This window comes from Deefgea salmonis (genome assembly GCF_020531905.1).
In the GTDB taxonomy this organism is placed as follows: Bacteria; Pseudomonadota; Gammaproteobacteria; order Burkholderiales; family Chitinibacteraceae; genus Deefgea; species Deefgea salmonis.
Window position 1 is genome coordinate 1 of sequence record NZ_JAJAWG010000002.1, and the last position, 22,802, is coordinate 22,802.

Annotated in this window: 21 protein-coding genes; 11 read left to right on the plus strand and 10 right to left on the minus strand. The window is 46.6% G+C overall.

Translation table 11 applies throughout. The features are described 5' to 3' along the window. Positions 1-193 precede the first annotated feature (193 nt). From LG219_RS03730 to LG219_RS03745, 4 genes are all read right to left on the minus strand, one after another. Positions 194-1,048, minus strand: coding sequence for an NAD(P)H-hydrate dehydratase (locus LG219_RS03730; protein WP_226763204.1), 855 nt, complete (start codon positions 1,046-1,048; stop codon positions 194-196). Then, entirely contained in the window at positions 1,048-1,791 is a 744-nt protein-coding gene (locus tag LG219_RS03735; protein ID WP_226763205.1) for a flagellar brake protein, read from the minus strand. Before LG219_RS03735 ends, LG219_RS03730 begins: the two co-directional genes overlap by 1 nt. Positions 1,792-1,800: 9 nt before the next feature. After that, on the minus strand, positions 1,801-2,409 hold the full coding sequence (locus LG219_RS03740) for a nucleotidyltransferase domain-containing protein (protein ID WP_226763206.1): 609 nt from the start codon (positions 2,407-2,409) through the stop codon (positions 1,801-1,803). A gap of 253 nt (positions 2,410-2,662) precedes the next feature. Continuing rightward, positions 2,663-4,960, minus strand: a complete 2,298-nt coding sequence (locus tag LG219_RS03745) for a penicillin-binding protein 1A (protein ID WP_226763207.1) — start codon at positions 4,958-4,960, stop codon at positions 2,663-2,665. Positions 4,961-5,103: 143 nt separating this feature from the next. Here LG219_RS03745 and LG219_RS03750 point away from each other — a divergent pair, with 143 nt between their 5' ends. From LG219_RS03750 to aroB, 7 genes are all read left to right on the plus strand, one after another. Next, the gene (locus tag LG219_RS03750; protein WP_226763208.1) at positions 5,104-6,177 is read left to right on the plus strand and encodes a pilus assembly protein PilM; all 1,074 of its coding nucleotides are present in this window, start codon (positions 5,104-5,106) and stop codon (positions 6,175-6,177) included. A gap of 101 nt (positions 6,178-6,278) precedes the next feature. Beyond that, on the plus strand, positions 6,279-6,764 hold the full coding sequence (locus tag LG219_RS03755; RefSeq protein WP_226763209.1) for a PilN domain-containing protein: 486 nt from the start codon (positions 6,279-6,281) through the stop codon (positions 6,762-6,764). Next, positions 6,761-7,390 carry a type IV pilus inner membrane component PilO gene (locus LG219_RS03760; protein WP_226763210.1) on the plus strand — a complete coding sequence of 210 codons (630 nt, stop codon included), beginning with the start codon at positions 6,761-6,763 and terminating at the stop codon, positions 7,388-7,390. Before LG219_RS03755 ends, LG219_RS03760 begins: the two co-directional genes overlap by 4 nt. A 21-nt stretch (positions 7,391-7,411) precedes the next feature. Next, complete coding sequence (locus tag LG219_RS03765; protein ID WP_221022141.1) at positions 7,412-7,936, plus strand: pilus assembly protein PilP; 525 nt, start codon at positions 7,412-7,414, stop codon at positions 7,934-7,936. Next, positions 7,933-10,017, plus strand: a complete 2,085-nt coding sequence (locus LG219_RS03770) for a type IV pilus secretin PilQ (protein ID WP_226763211.1) — start codon at positions 7,933-7,935, stop codon at positions 10,015-10,017. Before LG219_RS03765 ends, LG219_RS03770 begins: the two co-directional genes overlap by 4 nt. A 67-nt stretch (positions 10,018-10,084) precedes the next feature. Then, positions 10,085-10,600, plus strand: a complete 516-nt coding sequence (locus tag LG219_RS03775; RefSeq protein WP_226763212.1) for a shikimate kinase — start codon at positions 10,085-10,087, stop codon at positions 10,598-10,600. Then, positions 10,600-11,688, plus strand: coding sequence for a 3-dehydroquinate synthase (aroB, locus tag LG219_RS03780; protein ID WP_373314836.1), 1,089 nt, complete (start codon positions 10,600-10,602; stop codon positions 11,686-11,688). Before LG219_RS03775 ends, aroB begins: the two co-directional genes overlap by 1 nt. Here the strand turns inward: aroB and LG219_RS03785 are convergent. Further along, positions 11,619-12,854 carry a YihY family inner membrane protein gene (locus LG219_RS03785; RefSeq protein ID WP_226763214.1) on the minus strand — a complete coding sequence of 412 codons (1,236 nt, stop codon included), beginning with the start codon at positions 12,852-12,854 and terminating at the stop codon, positions 11,619-11,621. The genes aroB and LG219_RS03785 overlap by 70 nt on opposite strands. 67 nt (positions 12,855-12,921) lie before the next feature. Here LG219_RS03785 and wrbA point away from each other — a divergent pair, with 67 nt between their 5' ends. Next, entirely contained in the window at positions 12,922-13,524 is a 603-nt protein-coding gene (wrbA, locus tag LG219_RS03790) for an NAD(P)H:quinone oxidoreductase (protein WP_226763215.1), read from the plus strand. After that, positions 13,521-13,892: a DUF2069 domain-containing protein gene (locus LG219_RS03795; protein ID WP_226763216.1), complete on the plus strand. Its 372-nt coding sequence runs from the start codon at positions 13,521-13,523 to the stop codon at positions 13,890-13,892. The genes wrbA and LG219_RS03795 overlap by 4 nt, the downstream gene beginning before the upstream one ends. 371 nt (positions 13,893-14,263) lie before the next feature. Here LG219_RS03795 and LG219_RS03800 read toward each other — a convergent pair whose 3' ends face one another. Together LG219_RS03800 and pssA are read right to left on the minus strand one after the other, a co-directional pair. Next, positions 14,264-16,066 (minus strand): 2-isopropylmalate synthase, encoded by a 1,803-nt coding sequence (locus LG219_RS03800; RefSeq protein WP_226763217.1) that lies wholly within the window; start codon positions 16,064-16,066, stop codon positions 14,264-14,266. Positions 16,067-16,193: 127 nt separating this feature from the next. Continuing rightward, on the minus strand, positions 16,194-16,970 hold the full coding sequence (gene pssA / locus LG219_RS03805; RefSeq protein ID WP_226763218.1) for a CDP-diacylglycerol--serine O-phosphatidyltransferase: 777 nt from the start codon (positions 16,968-16,970) through the stop codon (positions 16,194-16,196). 115 nt (positions 16,971-17,085) lie between these two features. On the opposite strand from pssA, the gene asd reads away from it, so the two are divergent. Together asd and LG219_RS03815 are read left to right on the plus strand one after the other, a co-directional pair. Beyond that, positions 17,086-17,928 carry an archaetidylserine decarboxylase gene (gene asd, locus LG219_RS03810; RefSeq protein ID WP_226763219.1) on the plus strand — a complete coding sequence of 281 codons (843 nt, stop codon included), beginning with the start codon at positions 17,086-17,088 and terminating at the stop codon, positions 17,926-17,928. A gap of 301 nt (positions 17,929-18,229) precedes the next feature. Then, entirely contained in the window at positions 18,230-18,754 is a 525-nt protein-coding gene (locus tag LG219_RS03815) for a hypothetical protein (RefSeq protein ID WP_226763220.1), read from the plus strand. A gap of 376 nt (positions 18,755-19,130) precedes the next feature. Here the strand turns inward: LG219_RS03815 and ilvC are convergent, their stop codons facing one another. The 3 genes from ilvC to ilvB form a co-directional block, all read right to left on the minus strand. Further along, positions 19,131-20,147 (minus strand): ketol-acid reductoisomerase, encoded by a 1,017-nt coding sequence (ilvC, locus tag LG219_RS03820; protein WP_226763221.1) that lies wholly within the window; start codon positions 20,145-20,147, stop codon positions 19,131-19,133. 218 nt (positions 20,148-20,365) lie between these two features. Continuing rightward, positions 20,366-20,857, minus strand: coding sequence for an acetolactate synthase small subunit (ilvN, locus tag LG219_RS03825; protein WP_027468347.1), 492 nt, complete (start codon positions 20,855-20,857; stop codon positions 20,366-20,368). Positions 20,858-20,869: 12 nt separating this feature from the next. Further along, entirely contained in the window at positions 20,870-22,630 is a 1,761-nt protein-coding gene (gene ilvB / locus LG219_RS03830; protein ID WP_226763222.1) for a biosynthetic-type acetolactate synthase large subunit, read from the minus strand. Between the last annotated feature and the right edge of the window lie 172 nt (positions 22,631-22,802).

Here is a 22,802-nt window from a genome sequence, read left to right on the forward strand (position 1 = left end):
AGGTCATTGCCAGACTCCCCATACCAGAAAGCCCGATTCGAAAGAGTCGGGCTTTTTGCTGTCCGGCGGTTATGCGCTGGAGGGCTATCGTAGATACCGATGGGCCGTATTTGCTTCTGGCCCTTGCTGTATCAGCTACTGAGGAATATACCTACCATTATTGTTTGTTGCTAATCTTGTTCGAAAACTCGATTTAACAATGTTCTTGGCTTAAGTTTAATTGTAGGTTGAGTTCTTCACGCACCAGTAAAAAGGTTTCGCTAGCGGTTAGGCCAATGCCATTGGGATGTTTTTTTCTCCATGAATCTGCTGCGCTACCGTGCAGATAGGCCGCGCAACAGCTTGCTTGGATTGCGCTTAGGCCTTGGGCTAATAGTGCGAGAACAATCCCGCTCAATATATCACCCTGTCCGGCACTGCTCAGTGCTGAATTGCCACTCGTATTGATCCAGACTTCATGTTGATTGGCGATTAATGTATTGCTGCCTTTAAGAATGGTGTGGCAACAAAAGTCTTTACTCAATGTTTTGACTGCTTGTTCGCGTTGAGCTTGTACTGCTTTTGTAGGGCACTGCAGCAGACGCGCAGCTTCAGCTGGATGAGGGGTGATGATTGTTTCTGCTGCTCTAGTGTGCAGTAGTGATTTAAACTCAGCTTCTTGTGCAATTAAGTTTAATGCATCAGCATCAAGCACTAAGGGCAAGCTGCTCATTAAGGCGCTATGCAACAACTCGATTGCCTGCTTGGATTGCCCAAGGCCTGGGCCGATGAGTAAATGGCTTGGCTTTTGTTTTAGTAATTGATTCGCAGCGACAATCATCAATTCTGGCTGAGTTGGATCAACGAGTAATCGTTCATCTAATAAACCAACCCATATTTTTCCGGCCCCTAAATGCAGTGCTGCACGTCCAGCCAGTAATGCAGCTCCAATCATTCCGGTTGCACCGCCGAGTATGGCAACGCTACCGTAGAGCCCCTTGTGGCTATCTATTGGTCGTATTAATTGCTGGAGCGCGGGGAGTAGGTCAGAACTGGGTCGAATAGTCATTATTCTCGCGCTAAACGTTTACGTTCAACATGGTTTATGTAGCGCTGTACTAAGGTTTGTCCTGGACCGGATAGATTAATAAAGCGACAACCACTGCGAATGGTGCGGATGCCATTCTTCATCATCAATTCATTACTAGTGCATATTTCAATATCTGCAGTAATTAGCCCTACCTGTGGCAACTCAATACGACAATTGTGCAAAATACTGCCGATGTCGAGTGAAATGTCGGTAACAAAACCGAGTAGGCCAATGCCACCAAGACTGATATCTGACATTGAAATCTCGACATCACCACCTTGCTGTAGAGGGATAAGGCAAGATAATGGGGTTGATAATGGAATAGATAGTCGGTAAAAATCTCTTCTTTGTAAACTCAGCATTTGCTTTGGAAATAAACAAACAATGGCGGCTTGCTCATTAATCAGTGTGGCCGTACTTACGATTAAATCAAATTGGTAATGAATACTATTGATGTGCGCAACACAGCATATTGTTTTTGCTGAAACTAGACGCTGGTTTAACTCGGCATCGCGGCCAAGGTCAAAAATTAAATTGTTCTGATCCACTTGCAGTAGTGCGCTTAAAATAAACACATCATGTTGTTGATTTGCATAGAGGCAAAGCAATTCAGGCTTTTTAGCGAGGCGAGTTAATATAAGAAAAATTTCATCTGCATCATGAACTAAATAAGGGCTAGGATCTTTGAGTCGAATTGGCGTTAACGAGGAATTGTTAGCCATAAAATAATCCTATTCTTCTGATGCAAGAATGTATGTCGATTTACAGTTTGCAATCAGCTGTTGAAGTTGTCGGTAGTTGGCGCGCTCATGTTTTTTTGCGTATTGATGACGAGCGACACTGGGTAATATTTGTAAATGTACTTCTGTTTGATCAAACCAAAAAGCAATTGTTGGCGAATCGGTCTGGCGATATTGCGTCTTTCTCTCTTTACTTGAATAGTCTATTTGTTGATTTAATAAAAAAATTTCAATTACTTTTGGATCGTCAGAATAAACCAAAAGATTGATGTCGGAATGCTGATTGGCATTGCCCTTGAGTACCGAGCCAATTAGATAGGGCTCAAATTGCTGGAAAAAATCCATTAAAGCCAAGGATTTTTGACGTAGTTGAAGTAAATCTTCGTCAAAATCGGGACTAAATAAGTGCTGATAATGCGCCATTTCGGCCTCTATTTCAACTGTGCAAGCGCCCACCTCTTTGCTGGATAAGCCTAATTCAAGACAGGCTTGACGACGTGCTTGATCTAAATTTTTGGCGTGACCCGCGTGGATTAATTGTGCCGCACGTTGGGCAATTTTGTCGCGTTGGGAAGATATTAATGTCGTTGTGATAGACATACCGTCTTTCCTTGTAGCACGAGTTCAAGGGAGAGTAGAGTAATGCATCAATACATTATTATGGCAGGACAATGCTCTAACAACAGCATAATTTATACACCTATGTATATCGATAAAGCCTAATCTAGACTTGGCTTCTAGCGATATACATAGAATTTTTTTGAGGATTAAATATTCCAAACTGCAGTGATTTAACGTGACTGATTATTATCAGTTGATCGGTGTTCACTGCTTATATTTCGTAATGTTGGTACTAAAATAATTGCTCTTTAATTTCATCAATTGGGGCGACTTCAGTTTCACTGCCGCCACTTAAGCCAAGCTGTGGATTGGTCGATTGAAACTCTTGATAAAAATACTCGGTGATCGGGCCGCGCTCAGTATCACTAGTACGGCTAGTGACGCCATCGGGCATCACCCACGGCGACTCAGGAATATCTTTGAGTGCTTTACCCATGAAATTCACCCAAATAGGCAGTGCCGCTCCCCCACCGGTTTCGCGCGCACCAAGTGATTTGGGTTGATCAAAGCCAATCCAAGTAATGGTGACGAGCTGAGCTTGGTAGCCCGCAAACCAAGCATCATAGGCATCATTGGTGGTGCCTGTTTTGCCGGCTAAATCATTGCGGCCGAGCACTTTTGCTTTCGTCGCCGTACCCATTTTGATCACATCCCCCATCATTGAATTCATGATAAAGGCGTTTCGTGCATCCAGCGTGCGCGGTGCATTTTTGCCGGCAACTTCGGGCTGTGTTTGCGCTAGCACTTTGCCGCGCGCATCTTCAATACGATCAATAAAATATGAACGAACACGATAGCCTGTATTGGCAAACACCGAATAGCCTTCTGCCAATTGCAATGGTGTGACGCTGCCGGCTCCGAGCGCCATGGTGAGATAGGCGGGGTGTTGTTTCGGGTCAAAACCAAAGCGAGTCAGATGCTGTTGCGCATAGTCAGCGCCAATCGCTTGCAAGATGCGTACAGACACTAAGTTCGTCGATAGTGTTAACGCTTTACGCACCGAGGTCATGCCTCTAAAACGACCATCGTAATTCTTCGGCTCCCAGCGTTGCCCACCGACTTCAATCACTAGAGGTGCATCATTGATCATGGTCGCAGGAGTGACGCCACGTTCCAGGCTGGCTGAGTACACAAAAGGTTTAAAGCTCGAACCAGGCTGACGCCATGCTTGGGTCACATGATTAAAATTGTTGTGATTAAAATCAAAACCACCGACTAATGCTCGAATAGCGCCGCTTTGTGGGTCCATTGCGACAATGGCACCTTCGACGTCGGGTAGTTGTTTAATCGCCCAGCCTTTTTCTGTGGCATTGACACGAATGATGGCGCCTGGCCGAATTCGGTTGGCGGGGGTATTTTTGTCAGATAGAGCACTACGTGCAAAGCGTAAACCCTCGCCTTGGATGGTGATTTTTTCGCCACCTTGTAAGTAGGCGTTGACTTCTTTGCTATTACTGCTCAATACAACGGCGGGACGTAAGTCATCCGCTTCTTTGATATTGTTGAGTGCTTCATCGAGCTGTTCATCAATTTGATTTGCCAAAAGTGCAGCATCAATAAAGCCTTCTGGGCCTCTATAGCCGTGACGATTGTCGTAATCGAGAATACCGTTACGTAATGCACTATAAGCATCGTTTTGTGCCTGGCTATTAATCGTCGTAAAAACTTGAAAGCCTTGTGTGTAGGTCGCTTCTTGGTATTTTTTAAACATCATTTGCCGTACCATTTCCGCTACATATTCAGCGTGCACAGGAAATTGTTGGCTATTTCGACTAAAAACTAATCGCTCGGTCTGCGCCGCCTTATATTGGGCTGCATCGATAAAATTGAGTTCAGCCATTCTGCGTAATACATACATTTGGCGTAATGTTGCGCGCTTGGGATTTACAATCGGATTGTAAGCTGATGGTGCTTTGGGTAACCCCGCCAACATAGCAAACTCAGCAACAGTGAGGTCTTTGAGGTTTTTACCAAAGTAAGTTTGCGCTGCTGAAGAAAAACCGTAAGCGCGTTGGCCTAGATAGATTTGATTAATGTAAAGTTCTAAGATCTGATCTTTTGATAGATTGTGTTCAATTTTGAATGCAAGCAGCGCTTCATTGAATTTACGTGTGTAAGTTTTTTCATTGGATAGATAGAAGTTTTTAGCGACCTGCATCGTGATTGTACTTGCGCCAGACTGTGAATGGCCTGAAAGCACATTGCCAACAATGGCACGTAGCACCCCGAGATAATCAATCCCGCCATGCTGATAAAAACGTTCATCTTCTGCCGCAAGTAGCGCGTTAATCATCATTGGTGGCACTTGATTGATGGGAACAAACGCACGTCGTTCTTCACCAAACTCACCAATTAAAACCTTATCTTCGCTGAAAATGCGCAATGGAATTTTGGGTTTATAGTCCGTCAGAGCATTGAGCGGAGGCAGCTTTGGATAGGTCACAATGACCGCTAAAGCCGCTAAACTTATGCCGATAATTGTAATTCCAAAGGAAAGTACCAGCAGGGAAATAATTATTTTTTTTGCCATGAGTATGAATCTATTATTCAGTGAGTGGTAATTTACGGGTTTTGTACTGATGTTGCAAAAAAAGAGATAAAGGGTCAGCTTACTTTACAGGAGTAAGGTGTCACTGATAGGATTTTTTACCAATTACAATAGGGAATATTGCGTTGAACCTCGATTTTCTTAAACCGAAAGCACCACCGCTTATCGGTCTAGACATCAGCTCTTCTGCCGTAAAGATGGTCGAGCTGAGTCAAGCGGGGCGCAATTTTAGCCTTGAGCGCTATGTTATTGAGCCCTTACCTAAAGATGCGGTGACTGATAATAATATCGTGAATTCCGAGGCTGTGGCACTTGCGATTCGAAATGCTTGGCGGCGGATGGGGAGCAAGGTTAAAAATGTTGCGGCAGCGTTGCCAGCCTCAGCAGTTATTACAAAAAAGATTTTAGTACAAGCGGGCATGAGTGAACGAGAGCTAGAAAGCCAAGTTGAGACAGAGGCCAATCAATACATTCCATTTTCATTAGACGAAGTTAATCTAGATTTTCAAGTGCTTGGCATTGCCGCAAATAATCCAGATGAAGTAGATGTCTTGATTGCAGCTGCGAAGAAAGACAAGGTCGATGAGCGCGTAGCGGCAATTGAAGATGCGGGCTTAAAGGCTGTAGTGTTGGATGTTGAATCGTATGCAACACAAGCGGCATTTGAGTTGATGCGTCCACAATTACCCAATGGTGGAGAAAACCAAATCGTTGCGGTGGTTGATATTGGCTCAACGGCGATGCATATGAATATTTTTAAAGATGGCCAGTCAATCTATAGCCGTGATCAAGGCTATGCAGGCAATCAATTAACACAAGAAATCCAAAGAAAATTCAATATGTCGGCCGAGGAGGCCGAGCAAGCCAAGCGACAAGGTGGTTTACCTGATAATTACGAGCCAGATGTACTGCAGCCATTTATGGATACGATGGCGCTTGAAATTTCTCGCTCGTTGCAGTTTTTTTACACATCAAGTAATTACAACGCGGTGGATCATATTCTTTTGGCGGGCGGGTGCAGTGTGATTCATGGCCTCGATGAAGCCGTTTCAAGTCGTACTCAAGTCGCAAGTACTATGCGAGCAAACCCATTTTTTAGTATGTCAACTGGCAAGGTAAAAGGTAAGCAAATTCAGCTGGATGCGCCTTCATTGCTAATTGCCTGTGGTTTGGCTATGCGGAGGTTTGACCCAGTATGATTCGGATTAATTTATTGCCTCATCGTGAACAAAAGCGAGTGGCGCGGCAACGGCAATATGTGTCAATGCTCGTTATGTCTTTCTTGTTGGCGGTGGGGGTGGTGCTGGCTGGTTATATGTTGCTTTCGGCAAAAGTGGATATTCAAAATGGGCGTAATCATTTTTTGACTGAAGAAAATGCCAAGCTTGATCGAGAGATCGCTGAAATTGATAAATTAAAAACAGAAAAACAAGCGTTGCTTGATCGCAAAAAAATTGTTGAGCGTTTGCAATCGAATCGGACAGAAACGGTTCATTTACTTGACCAATTAACACGGCAAGTGCCTGAAGGCGTATACCTAAAAGAAGTAAAGCAAACCAATGAGCAATTGGTGCTAACAGGTTATGCGCAATCGAATGCGCGTGTTTCCACATTAATGCGTAATCTGAATGACTCTCCTATTTTTGAACAGCCGCTATTGATCGAAGTAAAATCTGCTTCGATTGGTAATCAGCGACTATCCGATTTCACATTAAATATAAAATTAACACGTGTTGATGAGCCTGCAGAAAGTGCCGCCAGTTCAGTGAAGAGAGGCCAGCAATGACATTGGATGATTTAAGAAATTTAGATCCAAAAGATGCAGGAAATTGGCCAATACAGGCTCAATTAGGCTCATTAATTGTTGTATTGGTTTTGACTATTGCAGCAGGCTACTTTTATGTTTGGAGTGCGCAAGTCGAAGAGCTCGATGCAGGTCAGGCCACAGAAATTCAATTAAAGACTGAGTTTATTGATAAGAAAAAGCGAGCGATTAATCTCGCTGAATACAAACAACAGCTGTTAGAAATACAACAATCGTTTGGTGCTTTGCTTAAGCAATTGCCAAATCGCTCTGAAATGGAAACATTACTCACTGAAATCAATCAAGCCGGTGTGGGACGTGGTTTATTATTTGAATTATTTAAACCCGGTCTTGAAGTAAAAACTGCAGAGTTTGTTGAGGCACCGATTTCAATTAAAGTCACCGGTAGTTATCATGATTTGGCTGCATTTGTGAGTGATGTTGCGCAGTTGTCACGGATTGTTATTTTAAGTGATATAAAATTAACGAGTTCAAAAGATCAGTTACTAACCATGGAAGCGACAATTAAAACCTATCGCGCATTGGATGAGGCTGAATTACAGGCGATTCGTCAAGCAGAAGCTGAAGCGCGTAAAAAGAAAAAATAAAGGTCTATCGGAGAAAATATTGTGAAAAGATGGCTCCTTTATGTATTGCTGCTCACTGGATTAACCGGTTGTTTTGGCGATGAACATAGTGATTTAAAAGAATGGATGGTGGAACAATCTAAAGGTTTACGTGGGAAAATAGAGCCTTTGCCCGAGGCAAAGGTGTATGTTGCATTTCCCTACGAAGCTTTTGAAATTGCTGATCCATTCCGAACTAGTAAAATGGAATTGGCTAAAAAAACCAACGGCAGTGGTCTAGCGCCAAATATGAATCGAGTCAAAGAGGTCTTAGAAAATTACGACCTTGAAAAACTACGCATGGTTGGTACTTTGCAACAAGGTGCTGCAGTACAAGCACTTATTCGTGCGCCTGATGGTAATTTGTACCGAGTTAAGCAAGGTAGTTATATGGGGCAAAACTTTGGCATGGTTGCTAAAGTCTCTGAAACTGAAATTACCTTAAAAGAAATTGTTGAAGACAGTGGTGGCGATTGGGTTGAACGCACGACGGTCTTGGGCTTGGATGATGCGGAGCAGAAAAAATGAAAATGAATAAGAGCCTAGCGCGTTTAAGCTATTTTGCTTTATGTTTGTTAACGCCATTTGCATTTGCAATCGACGCGGCCAATATCACCAATGTTGAAGTCAGTAATGTCAGTGCCGATAAGCAAATTATTAAAGTGACCTTTAATAGTGCACCACCAACGCCAACAAGCTTTTCGGTGAATACGCCGCCACGGATTGCATTTGATTTTGCCAATACAGCGAACCAGACAGGAAAAAATGTTTATCCTGTTAATGGTGCCGCCTTGCGTTCGGTGAATGTCGCCGAGGGAACCGGTCGGACTCGTTTAGTTTTTAATTTACAAAAGCAAGCCAGTTACGAAACCAGCGTTGAAGGTAATTCTTATTTGATTACGGTTGATGCGGCAGCGGCTGCAAATACCGCAGTCAATAGCGCACCTGTTCGGAGTAATACGCAGTTTTCAGATGCGAAATCCACCAGTAAATCAGAAGGGATTCAAGCGATTGATTTTCGACGTGGTTCAGCTGGTGAAGGTAAAGTTATTATCGATTTATCTAGTCCTAATGTTGGTATTGATATTCGCCAGCAAGGCAAAAATCTGGTGGTTGATTTTTCAAAAGCTGGCTTACCGAAAAATCTTGAACGACAACTCGATGTCACTGATTTTGGTACACCAATTCAAAAGATTGAAACTCACGCTCAGGGTGATTCAGTAAAAATGCTGATTGAGCCTAAGGGCAATTGGGAATATTCGGCCTATCAAACTGAGAATCGATTTGTAGTTGAAGTGCGTGATGCCAGTGCCAACAAAGATAAAGTAGCCAGTAAAGCGAATTACAAAGGTGAGAAATTATCTTTGAATTTCCAAAATGTTGAAGTGCGTACTGTTTTACAGGTCATCGCAGAATTTACGGGGTTAAATATTATTACCAGTGATTCAGTCGGTGGGGCATTAACATTGCGTTTAAAAGATGTGCCTTGGGATCAAGCGTTGGATATTATTTTGCAAGCCAAAGGGCTTGATCAACGTAAAACCGGCAATGTGATGTGGATTGCACCAAGGGATGAATTGGCAGCAAAAGAAAAATCTGAATTAGAAAACCGTAAACAAATTTCTGAATTAGAGCCCACTCGTACTGAATATTTCCAATTGAAATATCATAAAGCCGATGCGTTGAAAACGATTTTAAGTGATGAAAAACAGAAAATCCTTTCTCCACGCGGTTCAGCGGTCATTGATCCACGTACCAATCAAGTGGTGGTGCAGGATATTCCTTCTAAGCTGGAGCAAATTCGCGAGTTGTTGACCAAAATTGACATACCTGTACGCCAAGTAATGATTGAAGCGCGGATTGTTGAGGCGGAAGATGGCTTTCAGCGTGAGCTTGGGGTGAAGTTGCATGGTTTGTATGCCAAAGGCGATACGGCTTTGGGTGGCAAATTAACCACTAAAGATTACACTAGCCCAGGCGGTTCTACGTTTCCAGGGCCGGGTATTGGTGGCAATGTGCCTTCAGTGAGTTTGCCTGCAGCAGGGATTGGCGGTTTTAATCCAGGCTCAATTGCCATGTTGATTGCCGGTTCTGATGGGATTTTGGGGCTAGAATTGAGTGCATTAGAGCAAGATGGTAAGTTGAAAATTGTTTCAAGTCCGCGTTTAGTCACTGCAGATCAAGTTGAGGCGGTGATTGAAGATGGTCAAGAAATTCCGTATTCGACGTCTTCACAAAATGGCGCAACCACGGTTGAGTTTAAGAAAGCTACCTTGTCATTAAAAGTCACGCCGCAAATTACACCAGATGGCAGCGTATTTATGGATGTGCACGTGAATAAAGACAGCCGAGGGACCGAAACCTTAAATGGCCCAGCGATTAATACTAAGCAAATCAAAACCAAGGTTTTGGTTGAAAGCGGCGGCACCGTGGTAATTGGCGGTATTTATATCGAAAACACCGGCAATACCATTACTCAAGTTCCTTTCTTGGGCGATATTCCGGTGTTGGGTAATTTGTTTAAGAATCGATCAACCAAGAAAGAGCGCAGAGAGTTACTGATTTTCTTGACGCCTCGCGTATTGGAATCGGATTTAACGCTGCGATAATCTCGCAACGTTGCGAGTCGATGACTCGCTAAGGATCTTAGATTCAAGTAAAATGCCTGGCATGAGAATGCCAGGCAATTTTTATTTAGTCGGCCTAATGGGGGCTGGCAAAACGACTGTGGGGCGTGCCCTAGCGCGTGCAACCCAGAAAACTTTCTATGATTCGGATCATGAAATCGAAGCGCGAACTGGCGCTCGTATTCCTATGATTTTTGAAATCGAAGGAGAGGGTGGGTTTCGTGAACGCGAAGCAGAAACCATCGCCGAACTTTCCAAGCTACACGGCATTGTATTGGGAACGGGCGGCGGCGTGATCTTAAACCCAATTAACCGGAATCATTTACGGCGTAATGGCTATGTGATCTATTTGCGCGCTAGCGCAGAAGAGCTGTATTCACGCACTTGCCACGATAAAAATCGGCCTTTATTACAAACGGCAGATCCCTTAGGCAAACTCAAAGAACTCTACGAACTTCGTGATCCACTGTATCGCGAAGTCGCTGATCTGGTAATCGATACCAGCCAACAAACTGTAAATTCCCTTTTGCAATTATTGCTAAAAGAATTGGAGCGTCAGGCATGATCCGCACTGTACACGTTGATATTGACCACGCCCCGTACTCGATTTTGATCGGCGAAGGTTTACTTCAATCCGTCGAGCCACTGCTGGCATTACTCGCGCAAAAGCGCGTCGCCATTGTTACGAATGAGACCATTGCACCATTGTACTTGGCGGGGTTAGTCGCCCAATTACAGGCCGCCGGTGTTGAATGCCAGTCGATCATCCTGCCCGATGGTGAGAAATATAAAACTTGGGACAGCTTAAATTTAATTTTTGATGCGTTATTAACGGCACGTGCCGAGCGCAAAACCACCTTGATCGCCTTAGGCGGTGGCGTTATTGGTGATATGACCGGTTTTGCCGCTGCGGTCTATCAGCGCGGCGTGCCGTTTATTCAAATTCCAACGACGCTGCTCGCTCAGGTTGATTCATCGGTTGGCGGTAAAACGGCGATTAACCATCCTTTGGGTAAAAATATGCTGGGCGCTTTTTATCAGCCCAAGCTGGTGCTTGCGGATTTAAGTACGCTAGCGACTTTGCCGCAGCGCGAGTTTTCGGCAGGCATGGCCGAAGTCATTAAATATGGTTTGATTGACGATCTCGAGTTCCTCGTTTGGCTTGAGGAAAACATGGATGCTTTAATGGCGCGTGATGTGGATTTAATCGCCTATGCCGTTGAGCGCTGCTGCCAAAATAAAGCGCGAATTGTGGCTGCTGATGAAAAAGAAACCGGTCAACGCGCTTTACTCAACTTGGGGCATACCTTTGGCCACGCCATTGAAGCGGGTTTGGGTTATGGGGTTTGGTTGCATGGTGAGGCAGTGGCGGCGGGGATGATGCTCGCGGCATATGCTTCGCGGGCATTAGGTCATTTAAACGCTGCTGACGTGGATCGCGTGATCAATCTACTGCAGCGAGCCGGCTTGCCGGTGGTGTCTCCCGCTTTGGGTGGTGAGCGTTATAAGGCTTTAATGGCGCAAGATAAAAAAGTCGATGCCGGTCGAATCAAATTTATCTTGCTGCGCCAGTTAGGTGACGCTTATATCGGTGAATTGCCCGAGATCGCGATTGATGCCGCGTTGCTGGCAGGTTGTGAATCTAGCAAGTAATCGGCGAGCGATAGATCTAAAGCAGAGCGGGCTAACTCTAGACGAGATTCTAGCCCGCTATCGACTTCACTATTGAGTGGGCTGACCACCAATTCAAATACCGCCAGCAAACTAATCCGCTGGCTGCTACACGCTAAAATCCATTCACCATCCCGAGTCGATTCAACCCATAGTTTGGCGGTCATTTGCTCTAATAATTGCTGTGTGGCATCGATGCCTAGTTCGACTTTACGGCGTAATTGATCGATGTGCAGCACTTCGCCGCTTTGATGGGCGCGGGCTAAGGCGGCTAAGATCTGTACCGCTTGCTCAAAGCGCGTGCCGTGATGATTATCCCAGCGCCAGCCATTGCCATGCCAATACGACAAACTCGCTGACAATACCGCCCCTGCCAAAATCAATACCCAGCATAAATACAACCACATCAAAAAAATCGGAAAACTAGCAAAAGTGCCGTAAACCAAGTTGTAAGTGGTGAATTGCTTGATATACAAACCAAACAACATCTTCATTAGCTCAAGACAAGCACTACTTAAGAGGGCGGCTATTAAGGCGTGCGAACGCGGGACAAAGCAATTGGGGAGTGTGAGATACAGTAATCCCAAAGTAATAAACATCAGCAGCCATGAAGAGATTTGCAACATGGGGATGTTGAGTCCACCTAGGCCCGAATTTTGCGATATCCAGCTGGTGAGCGACAAACTCAAACCAATTAAAATCGGTGCTAAGGTCAGCGCGGCCCAATAAGTGAGCGTGCGCGAGAGTAGTTTTCTTGGGCGTTTAACGCGCCAAATTGAATTAAACGTTTTCTCAATGGTAAACATCATCAATAGCGCCGTGGCCAATAAGCCAATCATGCCCATCGTGGTGAGGCTATCGGCATTGGCGGCAAATTGGCGCATATATACCCCAATGACTTTGCCGGAGGCTTCGGGCACCAAGTTATTGAGGATAAAACTGCGAAATTTCCCCACATTGATACTGAACATCGGAAAGGCCGAAATCAGTGTAATCGCAATGGTAAACAGGGGTACCACCGCCAGCAAGGTAGTGTAGGTCAGGCTACCGGCAGTTTCTAGGCAACGGTCATTAAGTAGACGTTGACCGACGAAGCGAGAAAAACCGCTAATTCGGGCCAGTTGTGGGAAAGTGTTAGCAAAATTCATAGCAGGCAACGATAAGAAGCGAATCCCATTATAATAGCGCATCCTGAAAGCCGGCCCTGTTAAGATCATGACTGAAATCCTTGTTTTGTATTACTCAACCCACGGTGCTACGCGTCAGATGGCGCAGCTGATTGCGCGTGGCATTGACGCCACGGCCGGTTGTACTGCGCGCTTACGTACTGTGCCGCGAATTTCGACGGTGTGTGAAGCCATCGAAGCCGATATCCCCAGTGCCGGTGCGCCGTATGTCACGCTCGATGATTTGCTTGAATGTGATGGCCTCGCTTTGGGTAGCCCAACCCGCTTTGGCAATATGGCGGCGCCGATGAAGTATTTTTGGGATTCAACCATCGCTGACTGGCTCAAAGGCACTTTGATTGGCAAACCGGCTTCAGTCTTTACCAGTTCTGGCACATTACACGGTGGCAATGAATCCACATTACTGACGATGATGCTGCCGCTGTTGCATCACGGCATGCTGATTGTTGGAACGCCGTATTCAGAAACCGCATTGATGTCGACCACGACCGGTGGCACGCCCTATGGACCGAGTCACTGGGCGGGGACTGAATCAAATCAAGCGATTTCCGACTCTGAACGGGTATTGTGCTTAGCGCAAGGACGTCGATTGGCCGAGATCGCGCTGAAATTAAAAGGAATAAGTGAATGAAATTAAGTCCCGCCAATTTGCCGACATTGCAAGCCATTACCGTGATTGCCTTGGTGGCGATGATTTTGCTGACCACCGCATGGGAATTATGGCTCGCGCCGCTCAAGCCCGGTGGTTCTTGGGTGGTGTTAAAAGCGCTGATTTTGTTTTTGCCATTACGCGGTTTATTGCATGGCCGCCGTTATACCTACCAGTGGTACACCATGTTTGTGTTGGTGTTTTTTATGGAAGGTGTAATGCGCGCATGGAGTGATCAAGGTTTATCACAAGGGTTGGCAGCGATTCAAGTCGTGTTGACGGTGGTGAGTTTTGTGAGTGCTACTTTATATGCCAAGTATTCTCGACCGAGTTTATTGGCGCAAAGTTAATGGGTAGTTGATGTGTGGGTATATGGCTGCATAGTATTTATTTCAATGCATAGATGAATATACCCATTGTTGACTGATGATTGAGTTTGGTTTTCAGCTTTGAAGGGATTGTCGCCCGATAGACAGAACAATGCCCCGCTGGATCGCAGCGGGGCATTGTAGTTTATGCGTTCGGTTTCTTCAGTTGTGGTTGAGGTTCACCAGACTGAAAGCTTGAGCGCGCGCAACTTGTGGTTGCTGCCTCCAGCAATCGACGGGGGTGGTATCGATTGCTGCCGTGATTCGCAAATGCTGGCCATTGAGCAGTACCTAATTCAGCGTGTGCTGCTCAACGACAAAAACGCAGTTGATATCGCGCTTAGCGCATCAACTTAAACCGGCTGTGGATGCACCCGATTGATATTGTTGTGGATTTTATTAAGGGCCGAAATATACGCTTTGGCGCTGGCAACAATAATGTCGGTATCTGCGCCTTGGCCGTTGACGATTTTGGCGTCCTTCATCAAACGGACGGTCACTTCACCTTGGCTATCCGTGCCCGAGGTAATTGCATTGACCGAATACAGCTGCATCTCTGCACCGCTATTAAACAGTGATTCAATCGCTTTAAAGGTGGCATCTACTGTGCCATCGCCGTGTGCCGTCGCATGACGCTCGATACCCGCTTCGCTAACGACGATATCGGCGCTCGGTGTTTCACCGGTTTCGGAAACGACTTTTAGCGAAATAAGTTTGATGTGCTCTTGTTCAATCGAAATCAACTCATCGGACACCAAGGCGTGCAAATCTTCGTCAAAGATTTCGCGTTTTTTATCCGCCAAAGTTTTAAAGCGCGCAAAAGCGGCATTCAAGGCTTCTTCCGATTGCAGCTCGATGCCCAATTCAATCAATTTGGTTTTAAACGCATTGCGGCCAGATAATTTACCCAAGCTCAAACGATTCGTGCTCCAGCCGACCGATTCAGCGCTCATGATTTCGTAAGTTTCGCGGCATTTCAAAATGCCATCTTGGTGAATGCCCGATTCGTGGGCAAAGGCATTGGCGCCGACAATGGCTTTGTTCGGTTGCACTGGATAGCCGGTAATCGTTGACACCAATTTACTGGTTGGCACGATTTGGGTGGCATCGACATTGCATTGAACATTAAAAATATCGTGGCGAGTGCGTGTCGCCATAACGATTTCTTCGAGCGAGGCATTGCCAGCACGTTCGCCCAAGCCGTTAATGGTGCATTCAACTTGGCGTGCGCCGCCCAAAACCGCCGCCAAAGAGTTGGCGACCGCCATGCCTAAATCATTATGGCAATGCGCCGACCAGATGACGCTATCGCCACCTTTGGTTTTGGCAATCAATTCGCGGAAAAAGGCTTCTGTGCGTTGGGGTACGGCGTAGCCGACGGTGTCGGGTACGTTTAATGTTGTTGCGCCAGCTTCGATCACTGCGCCAAAAATCCGCGCCAAAAAGTCGATATCGCTACGCAAGGCGTCTTCGGCCGAAAACTCAACATCATCGGTGTATTCACGCGCCATTTTGACAGCTTTCACGGCGGCATCCACCACCTGATCTGGTGTCATACGCAGCTTGTGTTCCATATGAATCGGGCTGGTGGCGATAAAGGTATGAATGCGGCCACGTTTGGCGTCTTTAATCGCTTCACCCGCAGCGCGTACGTCACGCTCATTGGCGCGCGCTAAAGAACAGACGATGCTGTTTTCGATAATGCCAGCGATGGTTTTAATCGCATCCGCGTCGCCGGGGCTGGCGGCGGCAAAACCGGCTTCAATGACGTCAACGCCGAGTTTTTCCAATTGGCGGGCGATACGGATTTTTTCTTCTTTGGTCATCGATGCGCCAGGAGACTGCTCGCCATCACGCAATGTCGTATCAAAAATCACCAAGCGGTCATTACTGCGTTGAGTCATGCTGTGCTCCTGAGTTTCTGCGGCGGTGGTTTGATCACGGCCCATATAATTTTGGATATTGAATTGCCGGCCTTGCTGACTTGCCAATTGCGCCAGTTTATTCACTTGGGCGAGTGGCAGGCTGCCGCGTTCGCGCCATTTATAAATCGCAGCTCGGGATACCGGCTCAGCTGGAAAAGCAGCATTGAGCTGATCGGCCAGTGTACTGGGTCCACCAAAATCAGCGATTAGACGGTCGATGTCTAATGACACAGTGTTCTCCTTTGCAGCGATGACTTGAGATTAGCTATTTTTAGACTTAGTGTCAAATATTGAAAATAAAAAAAAGCGATCTGTTGTATTGGCCGCTATTTTTTCTACATTATATTGTTAAATTAGACTATTTGTCTAATGTTACAGCTTGTTTTGGACGTTTAATCACACGCCACAGCCAATACACATAGCCTGAGGCGGCGTAGCAGATAAAGAAACTAAACAACACCAAGGCCGGACGGGATGCGCCGATGAGTAAAATCAAGGTGGCAATCAATAAACTCACAAAGGGCACGGTTTTGCGCATATGCAGCTCTTTAAAGCTCCAGTACGGCACGTTGGACACCATGGTTAAACCGGCAAACAGCGTAAAGCACAGCGCAGCGTAGGGCAGTAGTTCAACCAAAGGCGATAAATCGTCATGGTATTCAATATTAATCCACACTAAACCGGCGACTAAGGCCGCTGCAGCAGGGCTGGGCAAGCCTTGAAAAAAACGTTTATCAACCACTTCGATATTGGTATTAAACCGCGCCAAACGCAGCGCCGCACCAGCGCAATAGATAAAGGCCACTGCCCAACCGAGTTTGCCAAAGCCCGACAAACCCCATTCATACATAATTAAAGCGGGGGCGACGCCAAACGACACCATGTCGGACAAGCTATCAAATTGCGCGCCAAACTCAGATTGCGTATGCGTCATTCTGGCGACTCGACCATCCAGGCCGTCTAAAATCATCGCAGCAAAAATCGCCAACGCCGCCGATTCAAACTGGCCATTCATAGCTTGCACGATGGCATAAAAACCAGAAAACAGTGCGGCGAGGGTAAACAAATTGGGCAGTAAGTAAATACTTTGACGGCGCAAGGTTTGTGCGCGGCTTGATGGGGATTGCAGTTGCATGAAAGCCTCGATTGCATAGCATTTGAGGCAACATTGTAACTGACGTCTCGTGCCATCGGTAGCATGTAGGTAGATACGTTATAATCCGCGCTCTTATTTGTCCTAGGTGACTTTCGTGTCTGAGCGTCTATTTGTACTTTTGCAGTATGTCATCCCCAAGTTGGCGTTGACTCGATTGATGGGCTACTTGGCCGGTTTACGTGCTGGCCGCCTGACTCACGCCGTGATTACTCGCTTTGTCGCCAAATACCAAGTCAATATGGCCGAAGCGGCCAATCCAAATCCTGCCGCTTATGCCACATTTAATGCATTTTTTACCCGCGCTTTAAAAGACGGCGTGCGGCCACTGGCCAATGCGCAACTGCTATGTACGGTTGACGGGGCAATTAGTCAGTTTGGCCCAATTGAGCACGGGCAAATTTATCAAGCCAAAGGCAAGCAATTTACCACCACGGCGTTATTGGCTGGCAATGCGGCATTGGCCAAGCAATTTGATAACGGCCTATTTGCCACGATTTATCTCAGCCCGAAAGATTATCACCGCATTCATATGCCATGCCGTGGTCGTTTGTTAGAAATGACTTACGTGCCGGGCGAATTGTTTTCGGTAAATCCAGCCACGGCGCGCGGCGTTGATGGCTTGTTTGCGCGCAATGAGCGGGTGGTATGCGTGTTTGAAGCCGACAACGGCCAGCCTTTTGTGCAAGTGCTGGTGGGTGCAACGATTGTTGGCAGTATGGCCACCACTTGGCACGGCGTGGTTAATCCGCCGCGCAGCAAATCAGTCTGGACCCAAGATTATCGCGACCAGCAAATCGTGCTAGAGCAGGGCGCAGAAATGGGCCGCTTCTTACTTGGATCAACCGTGGTATTGCTGTTTCCTGAAAGCGATTTGGAGTTTAATGCCGATTGGAAAGCAGGGCGCGGTGTACGCTTGGGCGAGGTGATGGCGGATTAAGTTGGCTGGTTTATTGTTTGGGTATGTTCATGTGGCTATTTACTAGTAATACTTGTATCTATATACCCATTATGTTTCGGATTACTGAGTCATCTTAAGGCCAACAATGCGCGTTTGTAGGAGCAGGCTTGCCTGCGAAGACACGGTAAATTAGAGCGATTCACGTTCATATTGGCACTGCTTTCGCGGGCAAGCCCGCTCCTACGGCGTCTTGTTGAGACTAATCAGGTATTTTTATTTAGATGCATAAATCCTAGGTATAGATTTTGTATTGGGTTTTTTCGCTACCAGTGAGGTGTAAATGAGTGCAGTACGAGTATTAGGCCAGATTACGATTCCTGAATCGCTTAAGCAAAACCTTGGCGAAATTCGCCAAACACGCAGTTCGGCGTTTGCCGCCAAAGGCGTGATTGAAGTGCACTATTTTCCGCAAGGCAATCCCAACCTGCCGACGGGGGATGCGTGGCAGCTGGATGCGGAAAAAACCGCATTTGGCATCGCCGTATTAAATCGTTTGGGCCTTGCGCCCGAATATATGCACGACGCCAATTTGATGGGCTATGCCCAGCTTGATCCGCATACCGATATTGGCTTTTTGGTGCAAAACGAGCCCGTCGCGTTTTTGCATGTGGTACTGCAAGGCGAGGGCGTGCTGCGAATGACTGGCGCGAGTAATCCACTTGAGCAAGCCACTGCAGTGAGCGAAGGCATGGTCTTTATCCTTAACCCAGAAATCGAACACGCTTTTGGCGACTGCCCAGATATTTTATTTTCGCTATCGATGGTCGTGCCCCGCTCGAAAATGGCGGAGTTGACGTTGGTTTGATGCGGATGATGCGCCTGCGTAGGGGACAATGAGTGAAACGAATTGCGCCGAATAAACGTGGAGCAACAACCCAGTGTGATTCAAGCATTACTCATTTTATAAACAGATTGATTCAATTTACGTAAAAGCCGGTGCAATTCGCTAAAGCTCATTGCCCCCTACGATTGCGGCTTACGAGCTATTGGTTAATGTCCAAGAGTTGAGTCAGGAATATACGAATTGGTATGAATAAAAAAACCGGCGTGAAGCCGGTTTTTTTATTTGATGCATCATTTTAGCGAGCGAAACGCGATTGGGCGCGAAGCTAGCGGCGACGTGTACGTTGAGTACATGAGCCGCGCAGTGACAAAGCCCAGACGCGTTGCAGCCGCTATTGTTAGTTCTTAGTTTGGTCAACGATTTTGTTTGCTTGAATCCAAGGCATCATTGAGCGCAATTTGTTACCTACTACTTCAATGCCGTGTGCAGCGTTGTTGCGGCGGGCTGCAGTCATTGAGGCGTAGTTGGTTTGGCCTTCAAGAATGAATTGTTTCGCGTATTCGCCAGACTGAATGTTTTTCAGTGCTTGGCGCATTGCTTTGCGAGATTCTTCGTTGATGACTTGTGGGCCAGTTACGTATTCGCCGTATTCAGCGTTGTTAGAAATTGAGTAGTTCATGTTGGCGATACCGCCTTCGAACATCAAATCAACGATCAATTTCAATTCGTGCAGGCACTCAAAGTAAGCCATTTCTGGTTCGTAACCGGCTTCAACCAAGGTCTCAAAGCCCATTTTCACCAATTCAACCGCGCCGCCACACAATACCGCTTGTTCGCCGAACAAGTCAGTTTCAGTTTCGTCTTTGAATGAAGTTTCGATGATACCAGTACGGCCGCCGCCCACGCCTGAAGCGTAAGACATGGCGATTTCAAGCGCTTTGCCTGAAGCATTTTGGTAAACAGCGATCAAATCAGGAACGCCGCCGCCACGCACGAATTCTGAACGTACAGTGTGGCCTGGTGCTTTTGGCGCGATCATGATGACGTCGAGGTCTTTACGTGGCACTACTTGGTTGTAATGAATCGCAAAACCGTGCGCGAAAGCCAAAGTTGCGCCTTGCTTGATGTTTGGCTCGATTTCATTTTTGTACAATGCAGATTGGAACTCATCTGGCGTCAAAATCATCACCACGTCAGCGCCAGCAACAGCAGTGGCTACGTCAGTTACTTTTAAGCCGTGTGCTTGTGCTTTAGCAACAGTGGCAGAACCAGCGCGCAAACCAACAGTCACATCAACGCCTGAATCTTGCAAGTTGCAAGCGTGGGCGTGGCCTTGTGAACCGTAACCGATGATGGCTACTTTTTTCGATTTGATGATGTTTAAGTCGCAATCTTTATCGTAAGAAACTTTCATTTTATTTCCTTGGTTAAATGGGTATATGTTTGTAGGTTTTACCTGTCAATGGCTACAGGCAAATACCTTATTAGTTTTTAATTAGCTAGCGGTTTCAGCTGGCTTGAAATCGCATTCTCGTAGGAGCGGGCTTGCCCGCGAAGACACTGTTTGTAGAGCCACTTCACTCCGTATTGACACTGCTTTCGCGGGCAAGCCCGCTCCTACAGTGCTAATCGTTATAGTTTCAAGATCCGTTCGCCACGGCCAATGCCAGAGGCACCGGTGCGCACGGTTTCTAAAATCGCTGATTGATCGAGCGCGCTGATGAAAGCGCTGAGCTTTTCACCCGTGCCAGTCAGTTCAATCGTATAGGTTTTTTCGGTCACGTCGATGATGCGCCCACGGAAAATATCCGCCATGCGTTTCATTTCGTCGCGATCTTTGCCGGTGGCGCGTACTTTAATGAGCATCAGTTCACGCTCAATGTGATCGGCCTCGTTCAGGTCGATCACTTTAACCACTTCAATCAGCTTGTTGAGCTGCTTGGTGATTTGTTCGATCACATCTTCCGAGCCATGCGTGACAATCGTCATGCGGCTCATGGTTGGATCTTCGGTGGTTTGCACCGTCAGTGAATCAATATTGTAGCCACGAGCCGAAAACAGCCCCGTTACGCGCGAGAGCGCACCGGCTTCGTTTTCAATCAGGACAGATAAAATATGGCGCATGTTCATCTCTCCTTAGCAAAGATTGCCGTAATCACGGTTGTTTTCAAATGGCGTGAGCTGCATTGATTGCATATGCGGCGGCAAGTCCATTTGGTTAAGCCCTTTGCCGTTTTGGATCATTGGGAACACATTGGCTTTTGGATTGGTTAAGAAATCCATAAATACCAAGCGCTCTTTCATCGCAAACGCTTCGCGTAGTGCCGGCTCTACGTCGGCTGGCTTAGTGATTTGCATACCAACGTGACCATAAGCTTCAGCCAATTTCACAAAATCAGGTAGCGCATCGACATACGACTCGGAATAACGCGTGCCGTAGAAGAACTCTTGCCATTGACGAACCATACCCAAGTAGCCGTTGTTCAGATTAATAATCTTCACAGGCGTGTGGTACTGCTTGCACGTCGACAATTCTTGGATATTCATCTGGATCGAGCCGTCGCCGGTGATACAAGCCACATCCGCATACGGATTAGCCAGTTGCGCACCCATCGCGGCAGGTAAACCAAAGCCCATCGTGCCCAAGCCGCCCGAGTTAATCCATTGGCGTGGACGGTTAAATTGATAATATTGCGCGGTAAACATTTGATGCTGGCCAACGTCGGAGGTGATAATCGCATCGCCACCGGTGACTTCAAATAGTTTTTGCATCACAAATTGCGGCTGAATAATTTCGTCGTCTTGTGGATACCACAAGCTTTTCGGCGCACGCCATTCGTTAATTTGGTCCCACCACGCATTCAAGGCTTTTTCGCTTGGACGGGCGTTGGTTTCTTTAAGTACGGCGATCAGATCTTTCAGTACGTCTTTCACGTCGCCAACAATCGGCACGTCAACTTTAACGCGTTTGGCAATCGACGATGGATCGATGTCGATTTGTACGATGCGTTTGTTTTGCGACAAAAACTGCGCCGGATTAGAGATTACTCGGTCGTCAAAACGTGCACCGATGGCAATAATCGTATCGGCATAATGCATCGCCATATTGGCTTCGTAAGTACCGTGCATACCGAGCATGCCGACAAACAGCGGGTCCGATCCCGGATAAGCGCCCAAACCCATCAGCGTATTAGTACATGGCACGTTGAGCATGCGCACCAACTCAGTGACTTCTTCTGAGGCATTGCCCAAGATCGCGCCGCCGCCAACATAAATGAACGGACGTTTCGCTTCAGAGAGTAATTGCGCTGCTTTTTTGATCTGCCCTGGATGGCCTTTCACCGGTGGGTTATAGCTGCGAATCGAGACCGATTTAGGGTACTCAAAAACCGCTTTGGCTTGCGTCACATCTTTCGGCACATCAATCACCACCGGGCCGGGACGACCTGTGGTGGCAATGTAAAACGCTTTTTTGATCGTTGTTGCTAGATCTTTAACGTCTTTGACTAAAAAATTATGCTTCACAATCGGGCGTGAACAGCCAACCATATCGACTTCTTGGAAGGCGTCTGAGCCAATCGATGGCGTACCGACTTGGCCAGAAATCACCACCATTGGAATCGAGTCCATAAACGCTGTGGCAATGCCGGTTAAAGCATTGGTAGCGCCTGGGCCCGATGTCACTAACGCGACGCCAATTTTATCGCTGGATCGTGAGTAAGCATCAGCGGCATGAACGGCAGCTTGTTCATGACGAACGAGTACGTGTTTGAATTTATTTTGTTTGAAAATCGCATCATAGATTTCCAAAACCGCGCCGCCGGGATAGCCGAATACAAATTCGACATTTTCTTCGGCAAGACAGCGCGCAAGAATTTCAGCGCCCGAGATCTGCATGGGATAAGTCCTGAGTCAATCGTTGATCGGTTGGTGCAAGCTGCTAGTTAGCAGCAGGCAACTATTGAAGAGCATTCAATAGGCAATGCCGCGCTTGTAAGCTTTATCAGCTCATCTATTTGAGCGGGCATTTTATTAACTGGACTTGCCGCAGTTCACTGGCTTGTGGCCA

Coding starts and splice junctions, on each gene's coding strand:
- LG219_RS03730 (WP_226763204.1), bottom strand. CDS start 1,048: ATGACTATTCGACCCAGTTCTGACCTACTCCCCGCGCTCCAGCAATTA.
- LG219_RS03735 (WP_226763205.1), bottom strand. CDS start 1,791: ATGGCTAACAATTCCTCGTTAACGCCAATTCGACTCAAAGATCCTAGC.
- LG219_RS03740 (WP_226763206.1), bottom strand. CDS start 2,409: ATGTCTATCACAACGACATTAATATCTTCCCAACGCGACAAAATTGCC.
- LG219_RS03745 (WP_226763207.1), bottom strand. CDS start 4,960: ATGGCAAAAAAAATAATTATTTCCCTGCTGGTACTTTCCTTTGGAATT.
- LG219_RS03760 (WP_226763210.1), top strand. CDS start 6,761: ATGACATTGGATGATTTAAGAAATTTAGATCCAAAAGATGCAGGAAAT.
- LG219_RS03770 (WP_226763211.1), top strand. CDS start 7,933: ATGAAAATGAATAAGAGCCTAGCGCGTTTAAGCTATTTTGCTTTATGT.
- LG219_RS03775 (WP_226763212.1), top strand. CDS start 10,085: ATGCCAGGCAATTTTTATTTAGTCGGCCTAATGGGGGCTGGCAAAACG.
- LG219_RS03785 (WP_226763214.1), bottom strand. CDS start 12,854: ATGAATTTTGCTAACACTTTCCCACAACTGGCCCGAATTAGCGGTTTT.
- wrbA (WP_226763215.1), top strand. CDS start 12,922: ATGACTGAAATCCTTGTTTTGTATTACTCAACCCACGGTGCTACGCGT.
- LG219_RS03795 (WP_226763216.1), top strand. CDS start 13,521: ATGAAATTAAGTCCCGCCAATTTGCCGACATTGCAAGCCATTACCGTG.
- pssA (WP_226763218.1), bottom strand. CDS start 16,970: ATGCAACTGCAATCCCCATCAAGCCGCGCACAAACCTTGCGCCGTCAA.
- LG219_RS03815 (WP_226763220.1), top strand. CDS start 18,230: ATGAGTGCAGTACGAGTATTAGGCCAGATTACGATTCCTGAATCGCTT.
- ilvC (WP_226763221.1), bottom strand. CDS start 20,147: ATGAAAGTTTCTTACGATAAAGATTGCGACTTAAACATCATCAAATCG.
- ilvN (WP_027468347.1), bottom strand. CDS start 20,857: ATGCGCCATATTTTATCTGTCCTGATTGAAAACGAAGCCGGTGCGCTC.
- ilvB (WP_226763222.1), bottom strand. CDS start 22,630: ATGCAGATCTCGGGCGCTGAAATTCTTGCGCGCTGTCTTGCCGAAGAA.